The organism is Macrococcus armenti, from assembly GCF_020097135.1.
Classification (GTDB): domain Bacteria; phylum Bacillota; class Bacilli; order Staphylococcales; family Staphylococcaceae; genus Macrococcoides; species Macrococcoides armenti.
The window spans coordinates 1,823,985-1,848,454 of sequence record NZ_CP083608.1 but is presented as its reverse complement, the minus strand read 5'-3'; the positions used below and the strand labels follow the sequence as shown (position 1 = coordinate 1,848,454).

The 24,470-nt window shown below is 35.2% G+C and carries 28 protein-coding genes and 1 pseudogene; 14 read left to right on the top strand and 15 right to left on the bottom strand.

What is annotated here, in order from left to right:
- Positions 1 to 15 precede the first annotated feature (15 nt).
- A pseudogene (locus tag LAU42_RS09930) lies at positions 16 to 1,557 on the bottom strand (SLC13 family permease).
- Between the two features lie 166 nt (positions 1,558 to 1,723).
- On the opposite strand from LAU42_RS09930, the gene LAU42_RS09925 reads away from it, so the two are divergent.
- On the top strand, positions 1,724 to 2,371 hold the full coding sequence (locus LAU42_RS09925; RefSeq protein ID WP_224183413.1) for a metallophosphoesterase family protein: 648 nt from the start codon (positions 1,724 to 1,726) through the stop codon (positions 2,369 to 2,371).
- 33 nt (positions 2,372 to 2,404) lie between these two features.
- Here the strand turns inward: LAU42_RS09925 and LAU42_RS09920 are convergent, their stop codons facing one another.
- On the bottom strand, positions 2,405 to 2,635 hold the full coding sequence (locus LAU42_RS09920; protein WP_224183412.1) for a hypothetical protein: 231 nt from the start codon (positions 2,633 to 2,635) through the stop codon (positions 2,405 to 2,407).
- A gap of 143 nt (positions 2,636 to 2,778) precedes the next feature.
- Between LAU42_RS09920 and LAU42_RS09915 the strand changes: the two genes are divergently transcribed.
- Both LAU42_RS09915 and LAU42_RS09910 read left to right on the top strand, forming a co-directional pair.
- A complete protein-coding gene (locus tag LAU42_RS09915) occupies positions 2,779 to 3,141 on the top strand; it encodes an ArsR/SmtB family transcription factor (protein ID WP_224183411.1) in 363 nt (120 codons plus the stop codon).
- Positions 3,131 to 5,191: a heavy metal translocating P-type ATPase gene (locus LAU42_RS09910; RefSeq protein ID WP_277602368.1), complete on the top strand. Its 2,061-nt coding sequence runs from the start codon at positions 3,131 to 3,133 to the stop codon at positions 5,189 to 5,191. Before LAU42_RS09915 ends, LAU42_RS09910 begins: the two co-directional genes overlap by 11 nt.
- Positions 5,192 to 5,294: 103 nt before the next feature.
- Here the strand turns inward: LAU42_RS09910 and abc-f are convergent, their stop codons facing one another.
- Positions 5,295 to 6,890 carry a ribosomal protection-like ABC-F family protein gene (gene abc-f / locus LAU42_RS09905; protein WP_224183409.1) on the bottom strand — a complete coding sequence of 532 codons (1,596 nt, stop codon included), beginning with the start codon at positions 6,888 to 6,890 and terminating at the stop codon, positions 5,295 to 5,297.
- 264 nt (positions 6,891 to 7,154) lie between these two features.
- Between abc-f and LAU42_RS09900 the strand changes: the two genes are divergently transcribed.
- The 4 genes from LAU42_RS09900 to LAU42_RS09885 all read left to right on the top strand — a co-directional run bounded on the left by LAU42_RS09900 (position 7,155) and on the right by LAU42_RS09885 (position 9,884).
- Positions 7,155 to 7,424, top strand: coding sequence for a hypothetical protein (locus LAU42_RS09900; protein WP_224183408.1), 270 nt, complete (start codon positions 7,155 to 7,157; stop codon positions 7,422 to 7,424).
- A 30-nt stretch (positions 7,425 to 7,454) separates the two neighbouring features.
- Entirely contained in the window at positions 7,455 to 8,186 is a 732-nt protein-coding gene (gene yidC, locus LAU42_RS09895; RefSeq protein WP_224183407.1) for a membrane protein insertase YidC, read from the top strand.
- Between the two features lie 109 nt (positions 8,187 to 8,295).
- Positions 8,296 to 8,778 carry a GNAT family N-acetyltransferase gene (locus tag LAU42_RS09890; protein WP_224183406.1) on the top strand — a complete coding sequence of 161 codons (483 nt, stop codon included), beginning with the start codon at positions 8,296 to 8,298 and terminating at the stop codon, positions 8,776 to 8,778.
- Positions 8,769 to 9,884, top strand: a complete 1,116-nt coding sequence (locus LAU42_RS09885) for an FAD-dependent monooxygenase (protein ID WP_224183405.1) — start codon at positions 8,769 to 8,771, stop codon at positions 9,882 to 9,884. The genes LAU42_RS09890 and LAU42_RS09885 overlap by 10 nt, the downstream gene beginning before the upstream one ends.
- A gap of 198 nt (positions 9,885 to 10,082) precedes the next feature.
- Here the strand turns inward: LAU42_RS09885 and LAU42_RS09880 are convergent, their stop codons facing one another.
- The 3 genes from LAU42_RS09880 to LAU42_RS09865 all read right to left on the bottom strand — a co-directional run bounded on the left by LAU42_RS09880 (position 10,083) and on the right by LAU42_RS09865 (position 11,766).
- Positions 10,083 to 10,490: a DUF1433 domain-containing protein gene (locus LAU42_RS09880; protein ID WP_224183404.1), complete on the bottom strand. Its 408-nt coding sequence runs from the start codon at positions 10,488 to 10,490 to the stop codon at positions 10,083 to 10,085.
- Positions 10,491 to 10,750: 260 nt separating this feature from the next.
- Positions 10,751 to 11,164 carry a DUF1433 domain-containing protein gene (locus LAU42_RS09870; RefSeq protein WP_224184794.1) on the bottom strand — a complete coding sequence of 138 codons (414 nt, stop codon included), beginning with the start codon at positions 11,162 to 11,164 and terminating at the stop codon, positions 10,751 to 10,753.
- A gap of 155 nt (positions 11,165 to 11,319) precedes the next feature.
- Positions 11,320 to 11,766, bottom strand: coding sequence for a DUF1433 domain-containing protein (locus LAU42_RS09865; RefSeq protein ID WP_224183403.1), 447 nt, complete (start codon positions 11,764 to 11,766; stop codon positions 11,320 to 11,322).
- Between the two features lie 509 nt (positions 11,767 to 12,275).
- Between LAU42_RS09865 and LAU42_RS09860 the strand changes: the two genes are divergently transcribed.
- Together LAU42_RS09860 and LAU42_RS09855 are read left to right on the top strand one after the other, a co-directional pair.
- A complete protein-coding gene (locus LAU42_RS09860; RefSeq protein ID WP_224183402.1) occupies positions 12,276 to 12,707 on the top strand; it encodes a hypothetical protein in 432 nt (143 codons plus the stop codon).
- 65 nt (positions 12,708 to 12,772) lie between these two features.
- Complete coding sequence (locus tag LAU42_RS09855) at positions 12,773 to 13,378, top strand: DUF3885 domain-containing protein (protein WP_224183401.1); 606 nt, start codon at positions 12,773 to 12,775, stop codon at positions 13,376 to 13,378.
- 167 nt (positions 13,379 to 13,545) lie between these two features.
- Here the strand turns inward: LAU42_RS09855 and LAU42_RS09850 are convergent, their stop codons facing one another.
- Together LAU42_RS09850 and LAU42_RS09845 are read right to left on the bottom strand one after the other, a co-directional pair.
- Positions 13,546 to 13,920 (bottom strand): hypothetical protein, encoded by a 375-nt coding sequence (locus LAU42_RS09850; RefSeq protein ID WP_224183400.1) that lies wholly within the window; start codon positions 13,918 to 13,920, stop codon positions 13,546 to 13,548.
- 89 nt (positions 13,921 to 14,009) lie between these two features.
- Positions 14,010 to 14,564 (bottom strand): thioredoxin family protein, encoded by a 555-nt coding sequence (locus LAU42_RS09845; RefSeq protein WP_224183399.1) that lies wholly within the window; start codon positions 14,562 to 14,564, stop codon positions 14,010 to 14,012.
- A gap of 104 nt (positions 14,565 to 14,668) precedes the next feature.
- On the opposite strand from LAU42_RS09845, the gene LAU42_RS09840 reads away from it, so the two are divergent.
- Positions 14,669 to 15,196: a hypothetical protein gene (locus tag LAU42_RS09840; RefSeq protein ID WP_224183398.1), complete on the top strand. Its 528-nt coding sequence runs from the start codon at positions 14,669 to 14,671 to the stop codon at positions 15,194 to 15,196.
- An 80-nt stretch (positions 15,197 to 15,276) separates the two neighbouring features.
- Positions 15,277 to 16,509 carry an aminopeptidase gene (locus LAU42_RS09835; protein ID WP_224183397.1) on the top strand — a complete coding sequence of 411 codons (1,233 nt, stop codon included), beginning with the start codon at positions 15,277 to 15,279 and terminating at the stop codon, positions 16,507 to 16,509.
- 40 nt (positions 16,510 to 16,549) lie between these two features.
- On the opposite strand, the gene LAU42_RS09830 is transcribed toward LAU42_RS09835, so the two are convergent.
- Positions 16,550 to 17,590, bottom strand: coding sequence for an NADH:flavin oxidoreductase/NADH oxidase (locus LAU42_RS09830; protein ID WP_420908202.1), 1,041 nt, complete (start codon positions 17,588 to 17,590; stop codon positions 16,550 to 16,552).
- A 160-nt stretch (positions 17,591 to 17,750) separates the two neighbouring features.
- Here LAU42_RS09830 and LAU42_RS09825 point away from each other — a divergent pair, with 160 nt between their 5' ends.
- A complete protein-coding gene (locus LAU42_RS09825; RefSeq protein ID WP_224183396.1) occupies positions 17,751 to 18,509 on the top strand; it encodes an NUDIX hydrolase in 759 nt (252 codons plus the stop codon).
- Between the two features lie 26 nt (positions 18,510 to 18,535).
- On the opposite strand, the gene LAU42_RS09820 is transcribed toward LAU42_RS09825, so the two are convergent.
- Positions 18,536 to 19,570 carry a C45 family autoproteolytic acyltransferase/hydrolase gene (locus tag LAU42_RS09820; RefSeq protein WP_224184792.1) on the bottom strand — a complete coding sequence of 345 codons (1,035 nt, stop codon included), beginning with the start codon at positions 19,568 to 19,570 and terminating at the stop codon, positions 18,536 to 18,538.
- Between the two features lie 15 nt (positions 19,571 to 19,585).
- On the bottom strand, positions 19,586 to 19,969 hold the full coding sequence (locus LAU42_RS09815; RefSeq protein WP_224183395.1) for a hypothetical protein: 384 nt from the start codon (positions 19,967 to 19,969) through the stop codon (positions 19,586 to 19,588).
- A 128-nt stretch (positions 19,970 to 20,097) separates the two neighbouring features.
- On the opposite strand from LAU42_RS09815, the gene LAU42_RS09810 reads away from it, so the two are divergent.
- Together LAU42_RS09810 and LAU42_RS09805 are read left to right on the top strand one after the other, a co-directional pair.
- Positions 20,098 to 20,268 carry a hypothetical protein gene (locus LAU42_RS09810; protein WP_224183394.1) on the top strand — a complete coding sequence of 57 codons (171 nt, stop codon included), beginning with the start codon at positions 20,098 to 20,100 and terminating at the stop codon, positions 20,266 to 20,268.
- 56 nt (positions 20,269 to 20,324) lie between these two features.
- Positions 20,325 to 20,828 (top strand): hypothetical protein, encoded by a 504-nt coding sequence (locus LAU42_RS09805; RefSeq protein ID WP_224183393.1) that lies wholly within the window; start codon positions 20,325 to 20,327, stop codon positions 20,826 to 20,828.
- A gap of 28 nt (positions 20,829 to 20,856) precedes the next feature.
- Here the strand turns inward: LAU42_RS09805 and LAU42_RS09800 are convergent, their stop codons facing one another.
- From LAU42_RS09800 to speE, 4 genes are all read right to left on the bottom strand, one after another.
- Positions 20,857 to 22,050, bottom strand: coding sequence for a hypothetical protein (locus tag LAU42_RS09800; protein ID WP_224183392.1), 1,194 nt, complete (start codon positions 22,048 to 22,050; stop codon positions 20,857 to 20,859).
- Positions 22,051 to 22,228: 178 nt separating this feature from the next.
- Positions 22,229 to 22,699 (bottom strand): YolD-like family protein, encoded by a 471-nt coding sequence (locus LAU42_RS09795; protein ID WP_224183391.1) that lies wholly within the window; start codon positions 22,697 to 22,699, stop codon positions 22,229 to 22,231.
- 64 nt (positions 22,700 to 22,763) lie between these two features.
- Entirely contained in the window at positions 22,764 to 23,615 is an 852-nt protein-coding gene (speB, locus tag LAU42_RS09790) for an agmatinase (protein ID WP_224183390.1), read from the bottom strand.
- A complete protein-coding gene (gene speE / locus LAU42_RS09785; protein WP_224183389.1) occupies positions 23,599 to 24,459 on the bottom strand; it encodes a polyamine aminopropyltransferase in 861 nt (286 codons plus the stop codon). The genes speB and speE overlap by 17 nt, the downstream gene beginning before the upstream one ends.
- Positions 24,460 to 24,470 lie beyond the last annotated feature (11 nt).

Sequence of the window (24,470 nt, the reverse complement as noted above, 5' to 3'; positions counted from 1 at the left end):
ATATGTGCAGTTTTTTTATTTAAGGCTTTCAGGGAATGGTGTAATGTTGATGCCGAATACGATCGGTAATAACACCATAACCGCAATAACGATAATGACACAGCTGATAATGTTCAACCAGAACCCTGTGCTTGCCATTTCTCGTATCGAAACTTTACCCGTACCGAAGACGATTGCATTTGGTGGTGTTCCGACCGGCAGCATGAATGCACAGTTTGCAGCCATCGCAGCAGGTACCATTAATGCAAGTGGGTGTACGTTTATTGATACAGCAAGTGCTGCAAGTAACGGAAGAATCATTGTTGCTGTATTTGATGTAATTTCAGTTAAGAACAGTACGAATAATGCTGTAATTGTGATGATTAATATAATTGGTAACCCTTTAAGTAAGATGAGCTGGTCGCTGAGCCATGCATCTAATTTACTTGTAGTAATCGCGTTCGCAAGCGCTAATCCGCCACCGAATAATAGCAGTACGCCCCACGGTATTTCTTTTGCGATAGACCAGTCAATTAGTCGACCATTCTGGCGCTTTGTTGGAATCATAAACAGTAATATTGAGATGAACATCGCAATAGAACCGTCCTGGATCATCTTAAGCGCTGGAATATTGACAAATACAAATCCCCTAATTATCCATAACAATGCAGCAAGCAGGAAGATGCACAATATAATGACTTCTTCACGACTGATCTTACCTAGTTTCTTTAACTCACGTTCAATAACAGCTTGTCCACCAGGCAGTTCTGTCATATCTGTTTTAAATGCGACGTAATTTAAATATGCCCACGTGATAAGGAGTAATACGATAACAGAAGGAACGCCGACTATCATCCATTGACCGAAACTCACTTCATAACCGAAGATTGCTTTCATCTGTCCGGCAAGTAGGATGAGTGGTGGTGTACCGATTAATGTACCCATACCACCGATAGTTCCTGCATATCCGATTGCAAGTACGAGTGTTTTCTCAAATTTACGCAATGATTCAGAAACGTTGTTATGACTTAAAACTTCAGCTTCTTTGATTAACGCAAGCCCGATAGGAATCATGATCATAACAGCGGCAGTATTAGAGACGAACATACTCATCACACCTGTTGCCATCATAAACCCGAGTACAATCTTTGAAGTCGTCGTCCCGATTTTATTAATGATGTTTAATGCTAAACGTGTATGTAAATTCCACTTCTCCATTGCAATTGCGAGAATAAAGCCACCCATAAATAAGAAGATAATATCATTTCCATAGTTAGCAGCAACTTTATTACTGTCCATTATTTGACCCATTGGAAATAAAACAAGCGGTAATAAAGATGTAACAGGAATTGGTATCGGCTCTGTAATCCATCACGTTGCAATCCATAAAGTTGATGCAAGTACGAAACGTGCGGATGGACTGAGGCCTTCCAGTTGAATTAAAAAGTTAAATAATACAAATAATAAAGGGCCGAGTATTAAACCGATAAGTTGTACTTTCGTGTACCCTTGTGTTTGATTCTTTTTAGAAAAGAACTGAAGATAGCTTTTTGCTACGATAGAATTCCTCATAATCATTCACTTCCTTTATTTTTTATTCATTATGAATTAATTGTATCAAATTCCGAATTATAATTGTAAGAGTTTTCTTATTTTTTTGAATATAATAAAATAGGGTTTCATTTTTTTCGATTTGAATTATAATCAGTTAATGTTAACAAACTAATGATTAAGGATGGCAAAGATGAATTACTTTATCGTAGGCGATGTACATGGATGTTTCTACACTTTAAAGAAAATATTGAAGCACTGGAAAAAGGGAGAGGAACAGTTGATATTTGTAGGAGACTACATTAATAAAGGGCGTAATTCTAAAGACGTCGTGTTCCACATTAGAAAGTTATGCGAAATGTATCCTGATACGGTTTGTATAAAAGGTAATCATGAATATAAGATGATAAAGTACATCCGAGAAAACACACAACCATCACAGATGAAAGACAACTATAGCCGTACATTAAAGTATTATTCAATGAAACTCCTTCACCAGGATATTGAATGGATGCACTGCTTGCCGTTATATTATGAGAATGATGTAATATATGTATCTCATGCCGGCGTTAACTGGTTAAATTTCAGGAAGTTCAGTACGGAAAGTTCATGGTGTGTACTGCGTTATCGTGGGAAACTAAAACGCATGAATAAATTACAGGTCATTGGTCATACACCGACTGAAAGTGGAAAACCCGAGTATGATAAAAATCGTAATGTATTAAAAATTGATACTGGTGCAGGGAACTATGAACATTTAAGTGCTGTCCGTATTAATAAACATGGTAAACTCGTTGATACATTTATGGAGCGTGTTGTGGATGAAGACAAGTATGAATAAAGCACCCGGAAAATTTTCCGGGTGCTTTATTTATTAAATATTAGTCGCTTCAAGCGGCGTTATTTTAACAATTTTGTTGAGGTTAATTGCACAATTATGTTCTCCGTCATTAATCGGTAAAAATCCTGTATCGTTACGATCGCACTTCGTAATGAAGTTGTTATACGCAATCTTCTCATCGGTTGAGAAAAATTCATAATGATACACTTTCTCGTTGTTATCTAACGTTAGTTCGATTTTTAAATAATTACTGCCTGATTCCATAATGGATTAAAACTCCCTTTTTATTATTTGTCGTTATGCCTATTCCCGTGTAACATTTTTTTAAACATTACATTCAAATGATTGTTTGATTGTGTAAATAAGCATATACTATAATCAAATATATATTTGAATGAGGTGGAGAAATGAGTAATGAAGTTTGTGATGTATACATATTTGATGAAAAGGTTGTAGCTAGTGTAAAGCATGAGTTGGATAACATAGATGTTATGTCGATGCTCTTAATATTTAAAGCGCTGGCTGATAAAAATCGACTGTTCATCTGCTACAGTTTATTAATTGAAGAAAAATTATGCGTATGTGATATCGCAAATATTATCGGCGCGACAATTGCAACGACAAGCCATCATTTAAGATATTTGCATAAGGCACATATCGTACAAGTAGAGAAAGTGGGCAAGAATGCTTTTTACAGTCTGAAAGACGATCATATTAGAACGCTGATTCAAACAGCGCTCGTTCATGGAGATGAAGAACATGACGCATAAAGAAGTTTATCGTTTAGAAGGGTTATCATGTACAAATTGTGCAGCGAAGTTTCAGCATAATGTCGAGCAGATAGAAGGTGTAGAATCTGTTAATTTAAACTTTGGTGCGGCTAAACTTGAAGTGACAGGGGATGTAACGCTAGAAGCGCTGGAAGCCGCAGGGAAGTTTGATAATATAAAAGTGCGCCCAGCCCATATGAAAGCAGCGCATCATGAACCGTTTTATAAAAGAAAGGAAAATATCCCGTTTTTTATTGCATGCGCCTTATTCATAGTAAGTATCATGAGCGGAAAATATATTGGTGACGCGCACATTATAACGATTATACTTTTTATTATAAGTATGATCGTTGGCGGTTATCGTTTATTCATAGAAGGAATGAAAGGGCTTATTAAACTTAAATTTGATATGAATGTATTGATGACAATTGCTGTTATTGGTGCGGCATTAATCGGAGAGCTGCAAGAAGGGGCGATGGTTGTAATATTGTTTGCGATTAGTGAGATGCTTGAAACTTATGCGATGGACAAATCACGTGCAGGCATTGCATCGCTTATTGATATTGCACCAGATACTGCACTTGTAATGAAAGGTGATACTTTTATTGAAGTAGATGTTATCGATATTACACCTGGTTCAATCGTGCGTGTGTTACCAGGTAAGAAAGTGCCGGTTGACGGAATGGTAATAGAAGGACAGAGTACAATTAACGAAGCAAGTATTACTGGAGAGAGTATGCCGGTAAGTAAACATACGGAGGACCGTGTATATGCCGGAACACTTAATATTACGGGGCAATTATTAGTACGCGTTACAGCACATAGTAATGATACGAAACTCGCTCAGATGATACATCTCGTTGAAGAAGCGCAAAGTAAGAAAGCGCCGGCACAGCAATTTGTCGACCGATTTGCGAAATATTATACACCTTTCATTATGGCAATTGCATTATGCGTTATTATTATTCCGCCGATGTTTGGTGGTGACTTTAAACATTACTTATATCAAGGGTTATCCATACTTGTCGTCGGTTGTCCGTGCGCACTCGTGATATCTACACCAGTTGCAATCGTTACAGCAATCGGCCGTGCCGCAAAAGAAGGTGTTCTGATTAAAGGTGGCGTGCACCTGGAAAACGCAGGGCATATTAATACGATAGCTTTTGATAAAACAGGAACGTTAACGAAAGGTGAACCTGTCGTTGTTTTAAGAGAGGATTTTGAAACGCAGCGTGATGCATACATATACGCGCTCGAATCGGACTCAGGCCATCCGTTAAGCCGTGCGATAACAGTAGGACTCAGTGAAGATAGTAAAGTTGAAGTAGACAACTACGAAGTGATTGCAGGAATGGGCGTTAAAGGAATAATAAATGGCACAGAGTATCGAATCGGCAAGCAGGAATTCTTTCAATTGTCACGTGAAACAATTACACGTATCGATGAATTGTACGTTTCCGGAAGTACGGTCGTAATATTTGGAGAATACGATAAAGCTTACACGGTGTTCTTCATTAAAGATACTGTGAGAGATGAAGCGGCAAATGTAATACAGCAATTAAAACGCATGAATATAAAAACTTTGATGCTAACAGGAGATAATGAAAATGTCGGCACTTCAATTGGAGAAGAAGTCGGTGTTTCAACAGTACACGCCGGATTACTGCCTGAGGATAAACTGCATCTAATTCAGCAATATCAGCAAAACAGCAAAGTTGCTATGATCGGTGACGGCGTAAATGATGCACCGGCACTTGCACAAGCAGATGTCGGTTTCTCGATGGGTGGGGCAGCGACTGATACAGCATTAGAAACAGCAGATATCGCCTTGATGAAAGATAATTTAGGAGACTTGCCGAAAGTGATCGACCTCAGCAGAAGAACAATGAAGGTTATTAAGCAGAACATCGCCTTTGCACTCGGCTTGAAGTTACTGGCGATACTCCTTGTTATACCAGGATGGCTAACATTATGGATTGCAATATTTGCTGACATGGGCGCAACATTACTGGTGACATTAAACAGTTTGAGATTAATGAGAAAATATTAAGCGGTGGAGTAATGGAGTAGTATGAGTTTCTGCGAGTCGTCATTCGAGTGAGAAATTAAAATGAGTGTCCAGCTTATGGACACTCATTTTAGTATATTTCATTTTAAAGTTCTGATTCAGTTGGAATGTTATATAATTGTTTAATTAAGTTTTCAGTATCAACTTTTCCTTGAATATACTTATGGGAATCGATAACTGTTTTATTTTTAATTGTGAAAATTCTTGAAGCAATTTTTTCCTTAAAATGTTGGTCATGAGTAACAAATATTATTGTGCCCTCAAATTTTAATAACATATTTTCCAATATTTCCTGCATCTCAATATCAAAATAGTTCGTCGGCTCATCTAATATAAGTAAATGAGGATTCTGAAAAAATAACTTAACTAAAGCTAATCTGCATTTTTCTCCCATTGAAAGATTTATTATTTTCTCTCTAACTAAATCTTCTTTAAATCTGAAAGATGCTAAGATTGTCCTTGCATAAGACTCATTCATCTCTTTTATAGATAGCACTTCCTCTAGTACAGTATATTTCAAATTCAGTATTTCTAAGTGTTGTGAAAAATATCCAATACTAATAGAAGGATTAATATTAATGTTACCACTTGTCGGTTGAATTTCACTTAATATTAATTTGAGCAATGTTGATTTTCCGCTACCATTTTTTCCGGTAATGCATATTTTTTCCGACTGTGATATTGAAAAATTCACATTTTCAAAAATATTATTACCTTCAATTGAGTAGCTAACATTATTAAAAGTTATAAAGTTTTTAATATTTGTCTGATTGCCTTTTAGTATATACTCTTTTCTTTCTTTGTTAACTGGTTTTCCTTTTGATTGTTTTTCATTTTGCAGAAAATGTTGTTCTTTAGTTTTAAAACGTCGTGCAATTTTTGATACCTTCTTTTGCTCTGCAGGGTCCCTGACACTTGCTTTACTATTAGCACTCTGAAACCATTCTTTATACTCTTGAATCATACTTTGAACTTTTTTACGTTCTTTTCTTTCTTTTTCTATTAAATTTTGATTTGTTTCATATTCAATATCTTTTTGCTTTTTATATTCATCATAATTTAAGTTAAACGTGCGTAAACCTTCTTCTGACATTTCAATTATTTTATGTGCAGTTGTGTTAATAAAATGTCTGTCGTGTGTTGCGTAGATAATAGTATGCTTACTTTCATTCATCCATTTTATCAACCAGTTTCTTGTATCGCTGTCTATATGATTAGTAGGTTCATCGAAAATTAATAAATCATAAGATTGACAAAGTAGTCTTACGATACCGACCTTTGTAATCTCTCCACCTGAAAGTGTAGATAATTTTCTATCAATATCCTTTTCATTGAATCCGAACTTCTTTAATTGAACAACGATAGCATGTTCAGTTTCATATCCACCATGTGCAATGTACGCTTCTATTGCTAGATAATTATATTGAATATCACTTTTGATTTTCAGAAGTTTAGGATGTGCAGATAAACAATATTCTAAAATAGTTAAATCTAAGTTTTCATTTGACTGGAGTAGCATGCCGGCATTGAAATCATTTTTTATCTTATTTAGCAAAGTTGTTTTTCCCACGCCATTTCTACCGATTAGTGCAACGTGTTGCCCAACTTCAATTTCAAAGCTAATATTTTTCTGGATTATTTTCGTGTCGCATCTTAATATCTCATTATTCATTTTAAACATAAATATACCCCCTAAGTGCATAAGCACATAGAGGGTATGCCAAATAAACGTTGAGAAACAACAATTAGACAGACTTATCCCAATAATGGTGCATATGCACATGAAATGTGTTAAATAAAATTAACGTCTCATCTCTCATTATTGATTGTCCATCACGTATATGTTGATGCCTCCTTAATTTGTTAATTTTAATATAACATAACTACCCTCAATCCACCAAATTATGTTATTCTATCTATACTAATATACGAAAGGGGTGAAGGGATGGAGCTCTTCATTAACTTGTTAACCGAAGATTTGCTATGGCGTTATCTTTTATTTAAACTGCTATATTTGATTCCATACTTCACTGCCTTTTTATTCCTTGTTCTTCACACGATTTCACGTATTAAAGTTGATACGTGCTGGGTTGAAGTCAGAAAAATAAAGCATAAAGTAACGTATACGTGTATACTGATATCCAAAACGTTAATATGGCGTATTAAATGTTTGTCGAGGCAGTCTGATGATGTTGAGGCAATGCCTGTATATTAATCACAAAATTAATATACAGGAGGAATAAATTTGAAAAGAATAATCGTTTTACTCACAACTTTATTATTATTACTTACAGGGTGTGCACCGAAAGAAGATGGTTTCTTCCATCAGTCATTAGTGCAACCATTCTCGGATTTAATCAAATATTTCGGAAGTTTCTTTGACGGAAGTTATGGTATGGGTATTGTACTCGTCACTGTCTGTGTACGTTTGCTACTTTTACCGATGATGCTGAATGCGACGAAACGTCAAAAAGAAATGCAGGGCAATATGAAACTGGCACAGCCTGAAATAAAAAAGTTACAAGATCAGATTAATGCTGCGAAAGACGATGAAGAGAAAGCAGCTCTAACGCGTGAATTATTAAAGGTATATGGTAAGTACAACGTTAGTCCTATGAATATGGGTTGCTTACCGATTATTATTCAGACACCGATACTGATGGCTCTATACTTTGCAATTACACATAGTAAAGAAATAGCAGCACAAAGTTTCTTATGGTTTAATCTTGGGTCTCCGGACATCATAATGATGTTAATTGCAGGTACTTTGTACTTCCTGCAGTCATGGATATCGTTTCAGTATATGCCTGAGAGCACGCGTAAGCAAATGAAACCGATGTTATTTATCAGTCCGATAATGATTATATTCATCAGTTTTCATTCACCGGCTGCATTGCCATTATACTGGTCAGTTGGTGCGATTTTTATGATTTTCCAGCAATATTTATCTCATAAACTTTATAAAAATATTGAGTAAAAAGCAGACCGCCAGAGTTTAATTCTGGCGGTCTTTCATTATACAAATAACAGTAATTAAAGTCGGGATATTGTATAATGAGCATATATAAACGGAATCAGGTGAGCAGATGAAAAGTGCTGTTGGTATTCAACAACTTAGAACAGAACGTTTAAAGATTGACGCTTTATGCGCTCAGAATTTAGAGGAAGTATTATCAAGTTATAAGTATGATAGTAAATATATACAGGAAGTGTTCAAACAGCATATGATGCCTGACAGAATTGGTTATGGCACATGGGTTTTGAAATTAGAAAATGTGATTATTGGTGAGGCGTCGCTTAGTGGACCACCAAACCGTAATTATGAAATTGAAATCGGTTATCATATTGAAGCGCCTTTTAGACGACAAGGGTATGCACACGAAGCATTAAATTGTTTGCTTTCTTACTTTTCAGAAATTCACCCGAAATTAACTGTAAAGGCACTTGCTTTACTGGATAACACAGTATCGCAGCATTTACTGGAGTCACTCAACTTTAAGTGTATCGATAAAGACGAAAGCTATTACTATTATCAATATGAAATTAATGGAGTGATCACATGCGTATAGGAATTATCGGTGCAGGAATCGGCGGTTTAACAGCTGCAATCTTACTGGAAAAACAAGGACATCAAGTAGAAATATTCGAAAAACGCCACGTACTGAAACAAGAAGGGGTAGGGCTCGGCGTAGGTGGGAATGCAATTCGTGCATTAGCTCCCTATGGTATCGCAGATGAAATTAAACGTGAAGGCAATGTACTTGTAGCGGCACAACTGAGAGATGGCCATGATACATACTTAAATCGCGTTAACTTTAAAAAACAAAGCGAAGATAACGTTACGATACAGCGCAGTGCACTGCATGATATACTAAGGCGTCACTTTAAAGGTAAAGTACGTCTTATACAGGAAGTTGTTACGATTAAAGATTATGATGCAGGCATTATTAAAACAGCTGATGGTAAGAAAGAACAGTTTGATTTAGTTATTGCAGCAGATGGACTGCATTCACAGACGAGACGTCAGATGTTTCCTGGAAGTGAGGCTATATATCAAGGTTATACGTGCTTTAGAGGGACGAGTGATAATCCAGGTATCAGCAATGATATCGCGATTGAATATTGGGATAAAGTAGGAAGATTCGGTATCGTACCGATGCGCAACAATGAAGTGTATTGGTTTTTGTGTATTAATGCCGAAGAACGCGATACGGAATTTAAAAATTATAATTTAAAGAAATTAAAACAGCACTTTAAAAATTTCCCACAAGTAGTACTTGCAGTGCTCGAACTAACTAAGGGAGATCCGATACAGCATGATATGTATGACATTGAACCACTGAAGTCATTCGTGAAAGGTCGCGTTGTTTTATTGGGAGATGCAGCACATGCAGCGACACCGAATATGGGGCAAGGTGCGTCACAAGCGATTGAGGATGCAGTATGTCTTGCAAATCAGCTTAAAGCACATCCGTTAGATGTCGCATTAAAACGATACGATAAATTAAGCGTCCCGCATACGAAGAAAGTGATACTTAAATCACGTAAGATTGGGAAAGTGGCACAAAGTGAATCACAGACTTTTATTCAACTACGCAATAAAGTCGTAAAAAATATGCCGGAGCATGTTTTGAATAAACAAACAGAATTTCTAAATAAAAGACCGTTAAATTAAAGGAATATCGTGTTACAAATATACAAACAACACGCAAGGAGTTAGATTTGAAGATCTGACTTCTTGCGTGTTTTTTAGATCATATTAAGCTAGGACTATTATAACAAAGCAACTTCAAACTTTTGATAAAAGTATAAGATAGGTGAATCAGAAATGAGTAAAGATATTAATTAAACGATTGCCCATTGAAATTCAAAATTATTTTTCTTTTGATAATTCATGTTTGATCTTTTCTGGTGATTTTAATTCGTGTGCAGGCTTCAATAGATTAAGTATTTTTTCATCTACTGACATATTTCCATCAAATTCATAATTTTTTTCAGGTGTAGAATATGCAACAAAGTCATTATTTTTGTTATCATTTATATAACCTTCAAATACATAACTTCCTATAGGCGTAGTTGATACATTAGTGAACTTTACAGACTTAATTGTGTTTTGTTCTTTGGTATTGTATTTAAGATAAAGTGTAATACGCTCTTGTTGTTCTTTATAATATAATTCTTTTTCCTTTTCACGTGTGTCATTTTTCATTTTGAAATAGACACCGCCTATAACTACACATATTATTAATATAATACTAATAACAATTTTCTTTTTTACCATTAAAACAACTCCTAACTCGAGGTGACATATAAACTAATTATATACTAAGGATACTAATATCACTGATTAGAAAAAGAAGCATATAGATAAAGTGAATCAAAAAAGTCTAACTTTTTTGATTCACTTTATTGATGGATTTATTTAATCATTCATCTCAATCTATGATACTTAGGCATATCGGTGTTAATCAAGATATATTAAATGGATTTGTTTATAACGTATTTTAAAATCTTTATGAAATTAAAGTATGATATTCAAAATCATTTTTCTTTTGATAATTCTTGTTTGATTTTTTCTGGTGATTTTAATTCGTGTGCAGGTTTTAAAAGTTTACTTAATTTTTTACTTTCCAACATATCTCCACCAAATTGAAAATTGTCTTCAGGTGAAGCGTATGCGACAAACACATCTTCTTTATTATTGTTGATGTATCCTTCAAATACAACATCACCCATTGGACCAACCTTTACATTGGTGAAATCTACCTTTTTAATAGTATTAGATTCTTTTGTATTATACTTAAGGTAAAGTGTAATACGCTCTTGTTGTTCTTTATAATATAATTCTTTTTCCTTTTCTCGTGCATCATTTTTCATCTTGAAATAGACACCTCCTATAATTAGGCATAGACTCATTATGATAGTAAAAATAATTAAAATTTTTTTTGACACAATAAACAACTCCTAACTCGAGGTGACATATAAACTAATTATATACTAAGGATACTAATATCACTGCTTAGAAAAAGAAGCATATAGATAAAGTGAATCAAAAAGTCTAACTTTTTGGGGTTCACTTCACTGAGTTTTTTTGATTAGAAAGATTGATATTAGTGTTTTTCTTTTTCTTGTTTTACTTCTTTCTCGATTTCTTCAAATGACTTTAATTGGTGTGCAGGTCTCAATAATTGGTCTAGCCCATCACTTAAAATCAGATCTCCCTCAAATTGGTAATTTTTTTCGGGTGGGGAAAAAGCAGTGAAGTCATCTTTTTTGTTATCATTTATATCCCCCTCAAATATAACATCACCCATGGGTCCTATTTCTACTTTGGTGAAATCAACCTTTTTAATAGTGTTAGGTTCTTTTGTATTAAACTTAAGGTAGAGTGTAATACGTTCTCTTTGTTCTTTATAGTAAACTTCTTTTTCCTTTTCTCGTGCATCATTTTTCATCTTGAAATAGACACTGCCTATAATAAGGCATAGACTCATTATGATAGTAAAAATAATTAAAATTTTTTTTGACACAACACCAACTCCTATTCGAGGTGACATAAGAATAAACTATATATTGAGGATACTATATATCACAGTTTAGCAAAAGAAGCATACAGAATTGAAAATAAACAAAAATATGCTACTATCTCAAAATCGATTAATTATGAATTGACTTTCAAAGTAATGGGGTTTCGTCAAAACAAATACAATGGGCTAAAAATGGCTGATTTATCACCAGTAAGAACAAATGGTGAGGTTAATACAGATAAATTAAAAGAATATCGTGTTACAAATATGCAAACAACACGCCAGGAGTTAGATTTGAAGATCTGACTTCTGACGTGTTTTTTGTTAAAGAGTAATTTGTCCTACGAAAAATGTATACATCATTATTATTTCAATTGAAAAACATTATCTAATATGGAAGAAAATGTTGAAACTTAAAATCAAAAAAAGTAATATAAAAGAAACATTATAAAGGTTTTTTTAAATCATATTAAAGCTAGAACTATAATAACAAAACAACTTCAAATTTTTGATAAAAGTATAAGATAGGTGAATCAGAAATGAGAAAAGATATATTAATTAAACGATTGCCCATTGAAATTCAAAAGATGATAATGACCAATGATTTGGACGATATATTATTTTACTTTCTAAATAACGATATCAGTGATACAAGGCTAGCTTATTATTTATCCGTTATCGGTAACGAAATCGATAGTATTGAATTTCATGAAATGGTCGGTAGCATTTATCATTTTCATTTTAATTATATAGAGGATGCGTATGATTTAGCTTATTACCATTACTGGAGAGCTTTAGAGATATCTGATTTTGAAGATTCAAGTTTACTTAATGATTTTTTAATGATATTAGATGAACCTGATTTCGATATGATTTGTAAGGAACACATAAATTTCGTAGCAAATAAATTGATAAAATTAAATCCTGATAATAAATTAGCGGGGAAATATTTAAAAAGATATAAAAAGTGAATGAATGGATGCAATGCAATAAGTTCATAAATTATTAGTATTGGGAATAATGGAGAGATGTATTAATGTCCAGGGTAAAGAATATAAATAGTTTAATTGATATTGACTTCAATACTTTAAGCAATGCGTATAATGTATATTTAGAAAATGAATTGTTTCCTTTAAATAATGAAGGTACTTCTATTAATGACTTATACTTTCAATCCGTCTATCATAATGCGACTATGATTTTTGATGAAATTTTTGATACGAATGATCAAATTAAACTCATACATTCCATATCTACTAATTATATAACACATAGAAAGAGTAGGTTTCCTGAAAGATTCCTATTTAAACAAATGATATATGAATATGAACAATTTATTAAAAAGGAAGATGTACTTGATATAAAAAATGTATTTACATATTACTGTAATAAAAAAGATATTAAATACAAAAAGCTTATAAAAGCAATATGCAATCAAGATTTTCCAGGGTTGCATCCTAATATTAATCAACGTGATATATACTCATCCGTATTCTTTATTAATATTAATAAAGATGTCTTATTACACATATACGATGACCGTGGATTAATTATTGCTTTCGACGATGAAAAGAGATTCGAAAAATTTATAGAAAAGTATAGGCATTTAAAAATTGAAAGATATACAGAAGATGAAATCTAATTTACTAAATAAATATTTGTAAATGAATTCAGACAGATTATTTGGAAAGAACTTTCGTTGGATTCGTCTACAGAACTCATTTTTGAAGGTGTATGATAGTATGGAATACCACTAATTTCATTATACAAAAAATTCCCCAAATTTTATTTGGGGAATTTTTAGTTTCACTACTTCAACACTTCAAAGAACGTCATGAGAAATTTGATTTTCCCGCGATATTCATAGTCGTTAAAGATATAAGGCATTACCGTTTCTGGATGCACGGAGTTTTGTTCAATTGCATAATCTATGTTATCGAAATAGTTCTCGATATCGATGATGTTCAGTTTAGTTCCGTTTTCTTTAAATAAGTCATAGTCACCAATCTGGTCCTTATATTGCTCCAGACCTTCATGATATGCATATGCGATTTGCAGTAAGTTATATTTAATGCTTTTGAATTTGCTGCCGAAGTTATAATTAAGTTCTGATGTACTCAGTTGTTTTACTTGTTCTAGTAATTCGTTTCGTGAATTTTTTACTTCATCATATAAATTATTCATAGCTTCACCTCTTTTTTATATATTGTTATATACCCTGAATACATATATTTATACAAAAAAAGGAGAACATCTTTTGTTCTCCATAAAAATTATAATTTTAAAATACGTTCTACAATTGATTCGTAAACAGCGTTCCAGAATTCTGGTGCGTTTTTATATTTCTCGTGAATTGTATGATGCACAGCTTTTTGTTTCTCTTCGAAGTCTGGCGCATCTTTCGCCGGTAAATCTTTACGTACATCAAGCACATAATCCTGTACAACTTGAGCACGAGGTCCCCAAACTGCATATTGATGATCTGTATTATCAAGGAATACAAAGATTGGAATGGCACGTGCTGTCCCGTTCGTTAAATATTGGTCCATCAGCTCTAAATTAGAATCACGTAATGAAAAACGTAAATCGATGTTTGCCTCTTTTGCGATATGCATTAAGATTGGAATGTTCATCATTGCATCTCCACACCAATCTTCTGTAATAACAATCGCTTTTAAGTTTTTATCTTTGATTTCATTTAAACGCGCATCGTTAGGTGTCTGAAACGCATCATAAATCGCCAGCATTTCGTCTTTGTTAACTTGCATATGTGCTAAGTACTCATCTAATGTTAAGCTGTTATCATAATGTTGTCTTAATGTTGTCATAATCTCCATCTCCTCGAATTATTTATATAGTGATTATAACAATATCAGAATTGTCAGACAAAATTTAAGCTTATGTTATTTTAAAAAGAAATAATTGTAATTTTATGTTATATTGTTATAGAGAAAATAATGAGGAACGTGATTCAGTTATGAAGAAATATTTGGTAATAATTATTACGCTGTTATTTGTATGTATCGCAGGTATGATGATTTATAATTATTGCACAACGCCGGATAATGATCTGAGTCAGGAGAAAATAGATAACTACACGCTGCATCAGCACCGCAATGCATTGCTTGAAAAGTTCAAGAAAGATGATACTGCAGCAGTTGAGGGGAAATCGTTTTATCGTTCTAAAGATTATCCAGGTTTAATTATTCGTGTTTCTAATAAAAAACAGCAAATTAATGCAATTATGCTATATAGCAATAAAAATTTATATACTGCACGCAATATAACGATTGGTGATAGTAGAGATAAAGTTGTTGAAGCATATGGTGATACGTACAAGAAATCGTTTTTAAATAATAAACAGACGCAGTATCATTATATGGATAAAGAAAATCATATCGGTATGAAGTTTGTATTTAAAAATGATCGTGTAAACCGAATCGAGCTCTTTAATGCGTAATGAGGCAGGGACGTGATATCCCTGTTTTTTATTATTTCTTTTTCTTTCGGAAACCGATATAATAGAATTAAGGAGGTTATATGATGAACTATATTGAAACAGTAAACAAATATGCACAAACAGTCGTAGAAGTAGGGCTTAATATTCAGAAGGGGCAGACATTAGTAATCAATTCAGATATCGATGCAATTGATTTTGTCAGAGCTGTAACGAAAGCAGCTTATGCACGTGGTGCACATAATGTCATTCAAAAATTAACGGATGGTCCTTCAACACAGATGAAATTTGAACATGCACCAGTTGAAGTTTTCGAGGAAATTAAACAATATAAGATTGATGAGATCAATGACTTTGTAGCTCAAAAAGTAGCGCATTTACGCATATATTCACAAACACCTGAGCTTTTAAAAGATGCAAATGCAAATAAGATTGCAGCACTTGCTAAAGCTAATGGAGAAATGAATAAAGACTTCGCACGAGCTGTAGGACGCTATGACTTCTCGTGGTGTATCGTTGCGTTCCCGAACGATAAATGGGGTGAGCTTGTGTTCCCGGAATTAAAAGGTGAAGACGCGAAATTAAAACTATTAGATGCGATGATTAAAGCGGTTCGCGTTGATAAGGAAGATCCTGTTCAGGCATGGAAAGAACATAATGATAACTTAAATGCACGTGCACACAAATTAAATGAACTGAATTTCGATAAGCTGCATTATTATTCAGAACGTACGGACGTTGAAATTGGAATGACAGAAGGACATCGCTGGTTAGGTGCGAGTACAACAAATGCTGATGGTGTTGAAATTCAGGTGAACATGCCGACAGAAGAAGTGTTTACGTCACCAGACTTCAGACGCGTAAACGGTGTGATTGGTAATACGCGACCACTTGCTTATCAAGGTGCGATTGTGGATGACTTTAAATTAACATTTAAAGATGGCGTTGTAACAGACTTTGAAGCGGTTCGTGGTTATGATGTTCTGAAAAACTTACTGGATAATGATGAGGGTGCAAGAAGACTTGGTGAAATCGCATTAGTACCAGATGATTCACCGATATCTAATTCAGGAATTCTGTACTACAATACGCTGTATGATGAAAATGCATCTTGTCACGTTGCGCTAGGACGTGCATTCCCGAATGCAATTGAAAATGGTAAAGATTTATCAAAAGATGAACTATTCGGAAAAGGATTAAATCATTCGCTTGTTCATGTTGATTTTATGATGGGAAGCAATGATTTAAACATTGACGGGATACAAAAAGACGGAACAGTTGTACCAGTGTTCAGAGATGGGAACTGGGTCATTTAAAATATGAAAAACGCCAGAAACTTTAGTTTCTGGCGTTTTTTTAACGTATCCCTCTTTCATACTGCTTCGGTACTTCAATTTCATCTCTTAATTGTTTTACAGCATGGATTGCCCAGTACGGATCATTTAGCATACCGCGGCCAACTGCAACCATGTCGATATTATCGTTTTGCAATGTCATTTCAGCGGTAGCTGCATCGTCTAATATACCAACTGCGATAACGGGGACATTGAATTTCTCTTTAAATGCACGTGCAAATGATACTTGATAACCTGGATAGTTTCCTGGTTTGTCTTTACCAGCTGGTGCTTCCCCACCTGTTGAGATATGGAATACATCAACGCCTGCATTTTTATATGCTTCAGAAATCTTAAGTGCATAATTCAGATCGTAACCGCCATCCATGTATTCACGTGCTGATATTCTGAAGATTAATGGCATTCCTTCAGGCATAACCGATTTCACTGCTTGTATTACTTCACATCCGAATAACGATAAATCCTGTCCGTATTCATCTGTACGTTTATTAATTGAAGGTGAGTGGAACTGATGGATAAGGTAGCCGTGTGCACCATGTATTTCGATTGCATCAAATCCTGCTTCAACTGCACGTCTTGCGCTTTCTTTATATTTATTTATCATTTCTTTAACTTCTTCATGTGATAGTGCGCGTGGATAGCGTACAGGTCCGAACTTCGTTGCTTCTTCAAGCGGTGTTTCAGAACTTGAAACAGGCGTTTCTACATCAGTCGCCTTACGTCCTGCATGTGCAATTTGAATGGCAGCTTTTGCACCATTGTCATGAATGCCTTGTACGAGTCGTTTATATGCAGGAATCTGTGTATCATCCCATAAACCGAGACAATAGTCTGTAATTCTGCCATCAGGTTCAACGTTTGTCATTTCAACGATAATCAGCCCCGTACCACCAACTGCTCGGGATGCGTAATGGACGTAGTGCCATTCTGTTGGTGTGCCGTCTTTTTTATCTACTGAATACTGACACATTGGTGGCATAACGATTCGATTTTTAAGTTGTAAATCTTTTATTTGTAAACTTGAATTTAATTTAGTTATCACTTTTATCACTCCTTAGTATACATTTTATAGTGAACTGTTATAAATTTCGAATAATCGGCTTATAATAATAAAATTCAGAATCATTCCCTTATGAAATGAAATATAACAATTGTTACCGTATAATGAAAAGTGAATTGATGATGTGTAAGGAAGTGTGGACATGTTTGAAGTAAAAACAGAGATAAAGATTATTCCAGACGGTTTTGAATCTACGAATGCTTATTTTCACAATCATGTATTAAATAATTATTTAGAACTTGGTGTGAAGCTGATTGGTAGATGGGTGAATGAAGATTATACGGTGATTACTGAAATTTGGGGTTATATCGACGAACAACATTATCGTGACTTCTTTGAGATGCGTAAAAAAACGGTACATTATAAGAACAGTCTTCCTGAGAAGCTGGCAAATGATAAATGGATCATTTCAAAGAAAGAGATGGTTATTCAGCCAACGGGTGACTACAAACAAGATTTGCATTTAGTATCAACGAATGTTTATGTTAAAAATAATCATGGCGAAGTACTGCTTGTCAGAAGTCTGCATCGCAGTGATACGCTGGAATTGCCGGGTGGACGTCTCGATAAAGATGAAGATGTCGTTAGCGGAGCGATTAGGGAAGTAAAGGAAGAAACAGGACTTGATGTAGAAATTACGGGTTTACTTTACAGCTCACATAACATAACGAGCGGTGTCATTAACTTTACGTTTTGCGGTAATGTTATAGGTGGAACGCTTCAGAATGCGCCTGGCGAAACAGTTGATGCCGGCTTTTATCCGGTAACGAAAGCAAACGTCGATAAATTTGTCACACTGTCGTTTCAAAAACAACGTTTGTTAAAGGCGATGGAAGAAACACCTCAGAAGTTTGATCTATATGAGAATCGTCCATTTAAATTAGTGCATTCATATGAATAAAAAACGGTCGGATTTATTCCGACCGTTTATTCGCTTGCAAATGTTAAGTGTGTATCAATTTGTCCTGTAATTTCATATTGAGGAAGCGGCTTACCGTCCAGCCAATCTCTTAAACTTAATTGAACAGGCTTACTTCCCGCGCCGAGCGTAATATCGCAAGTTAACGTTTTCGGGTGATAACAGCTCGTATGAATCGTACCGCTCCAACTTGAATACTTATCGCTGAATATGCCGCCGTCATGTTGATTCATTAATTGGAAGGCATGTGCTGCATCCATCTGTCCGTTGAGCTGTTTTAAGTGATGCATACGCATATGGGAATCATCCAGCACACGGCGATTCTCATGCGTTAATACTTCAAAGTGATTCGTACAGTAATGGTGATTGCGCACGGTTTTATCACGAGGTGTTGCTTCTACAATTTTAGTAATACCTGAAGGATCGAGCAATATATAGCTGAAACTTGAACGATGTGGAATTTCCTTAAGAAATGCTACTGCATCATCAACATTTTTGCAATATTCAAGCACCATACGCCCAATCATATAACAGACAAACCCGTCACCTGGCGCTTTACGGTGCATAAAATTATACCCCATAACGAGACCGTGTTCATTAACGCCATCCATACGACCTGTTATACGTGAAACAGGCGCCATCGTTGCATAACCAATATCACTCGGTTTATAAAATGTAAAGCGCCCATCATACGTTGCGGGGTGGTAATCATAATTTCTCACCATATAATCTTCTGTAGTAAACACACTGCAGCCGCTCGGTTTAGCGTATACTCTGTAATGACCGAAGTTCAGTAACACTTGTGTCATATCCATATGCAGTCCGTCCTGCAGTCCGATAAGTTCTTCCCATATTCCGGGTGCATATTTCATAAAAGCCTGCATTGTTTCATCTATATTAATATCGAATCGTGGTCGACGTTTACGCCATTCCTTTGCTCGGTTTTCCATCATCAGCGTCGTCTTTAACCATTCAGCCTGGCTACGCCCGAAGTCATAATGCGTACCTTTGAATTCTGTTATCACACTTTTTACTTGTTGCATCATAACCCTGCTTTCCTAATTGTTCGTTACACCTTCTTCGATATATGCGCGAATGAGTCGTCGTGCCTCACCGTCTTCATCAAATGTTAATACACAAAGTCCTGCTTTTTCAGAAGATTCGAAGTCACCGCTACTGATGGATATCTTTATGACGATGATATTTTCAGAACCACGTTCTGTTTTATGAATGACATCAAATTGCCATTCCCAGCCATTTTCTACTGCGACTTGAATCGCATTGTTTATTTCTGCAATCAGCATGTCATAATCCATTTCAATCGTAGAACCGTCTGCTTTCGTAAAAATGGTGTGTACGCGCGTTGAAATAATTTGTTTTAGTTTATCGATGTCGTTATGCTGCCACGCAGCGAGTAAATGTACATGAGCCACTGTCTTCATCCTTTTGTTGTATTTGCTTTATTATATATATAAACATATGAATTTAAAAGATGTAATGTCAAATATTTTTATGATGAAATTAATTATGCTAAAATAGAGTCAAAAGTAAACTTAGGAGATGAGAACGGATGGATTTCATTAAAGGACTATTTAAAGCAATGTTTGTCTTTGCTCTAATTTTAAGCGTTGTATTAACAGCAGGTGCTGCATTATTCTTCATCAGCTTCAAGAAAGATTTTGAAGATATTGAGCGTCGTACGAAAGAAATCGTTGCACAAATTGAATCAGAAAACGCGTAGAACTCAATTTTTTTGAGTTCTTTTCTTTTTGACAAATAATAGTGTGAGGTGCTCATTTGAATTCAGTTCAGCATATTTTAAACGATGATGTATTGTTAGAAGAAGAGATGATGCAGTTGATTCATTTAATTCAGCATAGTCGACCGAAAGTGCATGATATCGTAATCGGATGCAGTCGACAAGATGCATTTATACATGCAGCATATCAGTTTAAAGTATTATGGGAACAGTATGGCGGACCATTTGGTGATGGTGGTCATGTGCTTGATGTAGTCGATTGGAATTCACGTTCTAAATCGTTCAACAAATACATACGTAGAATTGAAAGACACGCACCGGATGCTTTTGTAGCATTAGGATCAACAGAAGGATTTGAACAAGTTATGCGCAGACTGCATCGTGTGACAGAGATTAAAGCACATCAGACATTCGTTATGTCAACACTTGCCTCTCAGACGATGATTACAAGTGGTGGGATGTTTGTGTTTGAAGGTATGAGAGGCATTACAAAGTTTGGTCATAATTTTGTTGTAACGCATGGTGTACTCACTGTAGTATAAAAATGAAGCATCAGGATTTCCTGATGCTTCATTTTATTAGTCGACTTAAATAGATAATAGCGCTGCCATATGCAAACAGTAGTATGGATAGGAATGCTATGTTGTAAGTTTCCCCTGTTTCAGGAAGTTCAGAATTATTTATTTCTTTCTGTTTATTTGAGACTTCTGATGATTTATTGATGGAATGATTAAAGTTATTCTCGGATGTTTTGTCTTTATCACTTCTAAGTTTTTCCTGTAGTGGAGACGTTCCTTGAGTAACATTTCTGTCCTTTGTTTGAGTTGTATATTGGTCATACTGTTCGGGAGTGTTTTGTACTTCTCCAAAGTCACCAGGTTTTACAGGAATTTGTGGTTTTGCTTGTTTTATTTGAGTATTTTTCTCTGGAGAAATAATCTCACGTTTAGTGTACGTATATTCTTTATCTTTGGATTCAACATCGTTTTGTTTCTTTGATTTATCAGTATCCGTCAGTTTGCGTATACTTGTATCTGAATTACGGGTCTTTACTTCATCGGTTTTCTTTTCACGATTCAGTTGGACAGCTAAACTTTGTTTCACCGGTGCGTGCTTTGTCTCAACACGTATCGCTCTAACTTTTGGTGCGAGCGCGTTAGTATGTAGTTTGAGAAGTCTTGACTCTCCTTGTTTAATGTTAACTGGTGTTGTTGTACTGTCCGTTGTAACAGTATATGTTTTGCGCATATCTAAATTTCTGAAGTGTACGATACCATCTTTTGTTTTATTTGCGGCAACACGTTTTTTACCATCATTTAAGTAAACATTTACAGGCTCTGAAGGTGTAAACGATGGAGTAAGTACTTTAACTGTTGTCACATCTTTTGAATTATTTGCAGGTTCGCGTTTATTTTCTTTAGCATGTTGTTCTTTCTCTAATGTGGTTTCTTTTTCGGTTGTTGGTTCGTTATTTGTTGTGTGTTCTTCATTTTCATTTATTGGTTCCGTTACATGTATAATGTGCATTTGACCAACTTTAATCGGAATTTTTTGCCCATCCACTTCGATTTCGTTAATAGTATTATTAAAAATGTAGTAGCCGTCGTCATCTGTTTCATAGTTAAGTTCATCGTTCACATTGAAGTGATATTTCAATGGCTTTGCTTGAGCATCTTCGAAGTACAGCACTGTAGGAGGCAACTCATTCGCAAAAGCTGGTATAGGTATGAGGAATAACAATAATAATAAACATATGTTTCTCATAGCAAACTCCTTTTGTTGATTTGTTTATATTATGACATATATATTGCATTAACGGAAATGAATTACAGATTCTTATCGTTACTTTATATACGATTCATAAATTATAATTTCTGTTAAATGTACTGTAATAAATTAAGTGTTTAATCGTTAAAATTATACAGATTATGGTGTATTATTTTTAAATTGATTGTGCATCAATTTCTAAATTTACAATATCTAAAAATGAAACGAAGTATGTCGCACCGTCATGTACCGTCGTACCGATAATAATTGCTGCCCACTGATCAATCTTCTCAATATGCATCTGTGTGCTCTGGATTGAACCATCAATATAGTAATCGATACGTATCGGCTGATTTTTGCTGAGTGCAATATGCAATGTTTCATTAATTTCCTGTAATCGGTCCTCTGATAATTCAGGACGCTCAATCTTTGTCTGAGCATCAATTTGTCGCTTTACATCCATAAATTGCTGTGGCATCGTCGCAAATGGTGCCCACTTAATCATGCCACGACCTTTCGGGATGTTGCGATTAAGTTTTGACGGATCAACTTTGCGGTAGTCTGTCTCGCCATAAATTGGGTGGATCATATTATCACTACTTTCAATCTTTTTCTCTATTATAAGAACGTATGTTCTTATTTTCAATAAAAAAATAAAAGAAGACCGACGAATATGAAGAAACATTTCTTCACATTCGTCGGTCTTTGTTTTATTTAGTAATTGAAAGCATCAGTTCACGTGCAACTTTTGCAGCAACTGCATTAGAAACGCCACTATGGTCGTATGGTGGTGACAATTCTACGATGTCAGCTGCAACTACGTTAAGCTGCTCAAATACTTTAAATGCTGGCTCTAACTCTTTGTAAGTTAATCCACCTGGTTCTGGTGTACCTGTACCAGGGAAGATAGATGGATCTAAGCAATCTAGGTCAATTGTGACATATACAGGCGTGTTACCGATAATAGCAGGTAAGTCCTTTAATGTATCAATTGAAAACTTCTCAAGAACTGTATGTGAATCGCTCCAGCCAAACTCTTCTTTTGTACCTGAACGAATACCATATTGATAAATTCGGTTATCTCCAACTAAATCATGAATACGGCGCACGACGGTCGCATGAGAAAGTGGCTCACCCATGTAGTCATCACGTAAATCTGTATGTGCGTCAAGTTGCACGAGCACTGCATCAGGATACTTTTCCAGAACGGCGCGCATAGGACCAAGCGTAACTAAATGTTCGCCACCAATCATAAACGGCAGTTTACCTGCATTTAAAATTGTGCGTGCAGTTTCTTCTAACTCATCTAACACTTTAACTTTATTACCGATTGTAATATCGACGTCGCCTGAATCCATGATGCGCACATCTTCTAAGTCTTTGTTTAAGTACGGGCTGTACGTTTCAAGACCGTATGATTCTGAACGAATTGCATCGGCTGCAAAGCGTGTGCCAGGGCGGTTTGAAACAGTACCGTCAAATGGCGCGCCGTATATTACTGTTGTCGCTTCATCGAATGAAGACTCGCAGCTCATATACACATGTTTATTCGGTTGCATCATTCAGCATCTCCTTAACGAATGTTGGAAGGGCGAATGCACCTGCATGAATATCTGTGTTATAGTATTTTGTTTTTAAGCCAAGTGCGTTCCATGCATCCAGATCAGCATCTTTTAATGGGTCGAACTTTTTAGATGCAAATCCGAATAACCAGTGACCTGATGGGTAAGTTGGCATATGGAACTGGTATACACGTGTAATCGGGAATAATCCTTTAATTTTAGAATGTGCACGCTTCATTTCATGTGCGTAACTTGGATAATAAGGTGATTCATGCTGGTTAATTAAAATACCGTCATCTGTTAACACTCGGAAACAGTTGTTATAGAAGTCATGTGAGAACAAACCTTCACCAGGACCGATAGGATCAGTAGAATCTACTAAAATTAAATCGTAGTAACCATCTTCTTTATTCTTAACATATGCTAAACCGTCTTCGAATAATAAAGTAACACGTGGATCTGTAAGTTTACCTGCTGTAATCGGAAGATACTCCTGAGATAAACGTACAACACGCTCATCAATTTCAACCATATCGATTTGTTCGATTGATGCATAACGTGTAAGTTCACGTACTGTACCACCATCGCCGCCACCGATAACGAGTACTTTCTTAATGTTAGGGTTTGTTGCCATTGCAACGTGTGTAATCATATCGTGATACACAAACTCATCCTTTTCATTTACCATCATTAATCCATCCAACGTAAAGAACGTACCAAATTCTTCTGATTCGAAGAAATCAATTTGCTGGAATGGAGAAGTTTCTGAATGGATATGTTTATTCGTTTTAATTGAAAAGCGTACGTTATCTGTATGATTTTCTGTATACCAAAGATCTAACATGATGTGTCCTC

What these genes read in the sequence shown, in the direction of transcription:
- LAU42_RS09835 (WP_224183397.1), top strand. Translation starts at nt 15,277, where the DNA reads ATGATGAACTATATTGAAACAGTAAACAAATATGCACAAACAGTCGTA.
- LAU42_RS09920 (WP_224183412.1), bottom strand. Translation starts at nt 2,635, where the DNA reads ATGGAATCAGGCAGTAATTATTTAAAAATCGAACTAACGTTAGATAAC.
- LAU42_RS09800 (WP_224183392.1), bottom strand. Translation starts at nt 22,050, where the DNA reads ATGAGAAACATATGTTTATTATTATTGTTATTCCTCATACCTATACCA.
- speE (WP_224183389.1), bottom strand. Translation starts at nt 24,459, where the DNA reads ATGTTAGATCTTTGGTATACAGAAAATCATACAGATAACGTACGCTTT.
- LAU42_RS09845 (WP_224183399.1), bottom strand. Translation starts at nt 14,564, where the DNA reads ATGACAACATTAAGACAACATTATGATAACAGCTTAACATTAGATGAG.
- LAU42_RS09860 (WP_224183402.1), top strand. Translation starts at nt 12,276, where the DNA reads ATGAGAAAAGATATATTAATTAAACGATTGCCCATTGAAATTCAAAAG.
- LAU42_RS09880 (WP_224183404.1), bottom strand. Translation starts at nt 10,490, where the DNA reads ATGGTAAAAAAGAAAATTGTTATTAGTATTATATTAATAATATGTGTA.
- LAU42_RS09815 (WP_224183395.1), bottom strand. Translation starts at nt 19,969, where the DNA reads ATGAAGACAGTGGCTCATGTACATTTACTCGCTGCGTGGCAGCATAAC.
- LAU42_RS09820 (WP_224184792.1), bottom strand. Translation starts at nt 19,570, where the DNA reads ATGCAACAAGTAAAAAGTGTGATAACAGAATTCAAAGGTACGCATTAT.
- LAU42_RS09855 (WP_224183401.1), top strand. Translation starts at nt 12,773, where the DNA reads ATGTCCAGGGTAAAGAATATAAATAGTTTAATTGATATTGACTTCAAT.
- abc-f (WP_224183409.1), bottom strand. Translation starts at nt 6,890, where the DNA reads ATGTTTAAAATGAATAATGAGATATTAAGATGCGACACGAAAATAATC.
- LAU42_RS09825 (WP_224183396.1), top strand. Translation starts at nt 17,751, where the DNA reads ATGTTTGAAGTAAAAACAGAGATAAAGATTATTCCAGACGGTTTTGAA.
- LAU42_RS09850 (WP_224183400.1), bottom strand. Translation starts at nt 13,920, where the DNA reads ATGAATAATTTATATGATGAAGTAAAAAATTCACGAAACGAATTACTA.
- LAU42_RS09915 (WP_224183411.1), top strand. Translation starts at nt 2,779, where the DNA reads ATGAGTAATGAAGTTTGTGATGTATACATATTTGATGAAAAGGTTGTA.
- LAU42_RS09865 (WP_224183403.1), bottom strand. Translation starts at nt 11,766, where the DNA reads ATGTCACCTCGAATAGGAGTTGGTGTTGTGTCAAAAAAAATTTTAATT.
- LAU42_RS09890 (WP_224183406.1), top strand. Translation starts at nt 8,296, where the DNA reads ATGAAAAGTGCTGTTGGTATTCAACAACTTAGAACAGAACGTTTAAAG.
- LAU42_RS09900 (WP_224183408.1), top strand. Translation starts at nt 7,155, where the DNA reads ATGGAGCTCTTCATTAACTTGTTAACCGAAGATTTGCTATGGCGTTAT.
- LAU42_RS09840 (WP_224183398.1), top strand. Translation starts at nt 14,669, where the DNA reads ATGTTATATTGTTATAGAGAAAATAATGAGGAACGTGATTCAGTTATG.
- LAU42_RS09925 (WP_224183413.1), top strand. Translation starts at nt 1,724, where the DNA reads ATGAATTACTTTATCGTAGGCGATGTACATGGATGTTTCTACACTTTA.
- speB (WP_224183390.1), bottom strand. Translation starts at nt 23,615, where the DNA reads ATGATGCAACCGAATAAACATGTGTATATGAGCTGCGAGTCTTCATTC.
- LAU42_RS09910 (WP_277602368.1), top strand. Translation starts at nt 3,131, where the DNA reads ATGACGCATAAAGAAGTTTATCGTTTAGAAGGGTTATCATGTACAAAT.
- LAU42_RS09810 (WP_224183394.1), top strand. Translation starts at nt 20,098, where the DNA reads ATGGATTTCATTAAAGGACTATTTAAAGCAATGTTTGTCTTTGCTCTA.
- LAU42_RS09885 (WP_224183405.1), top strand. Translation starts at nt 8,769, where the DNA reads ATGCGTATAGGAATTATCGGTGCAGGAATCGGCGGTTTAACAGCTGCA.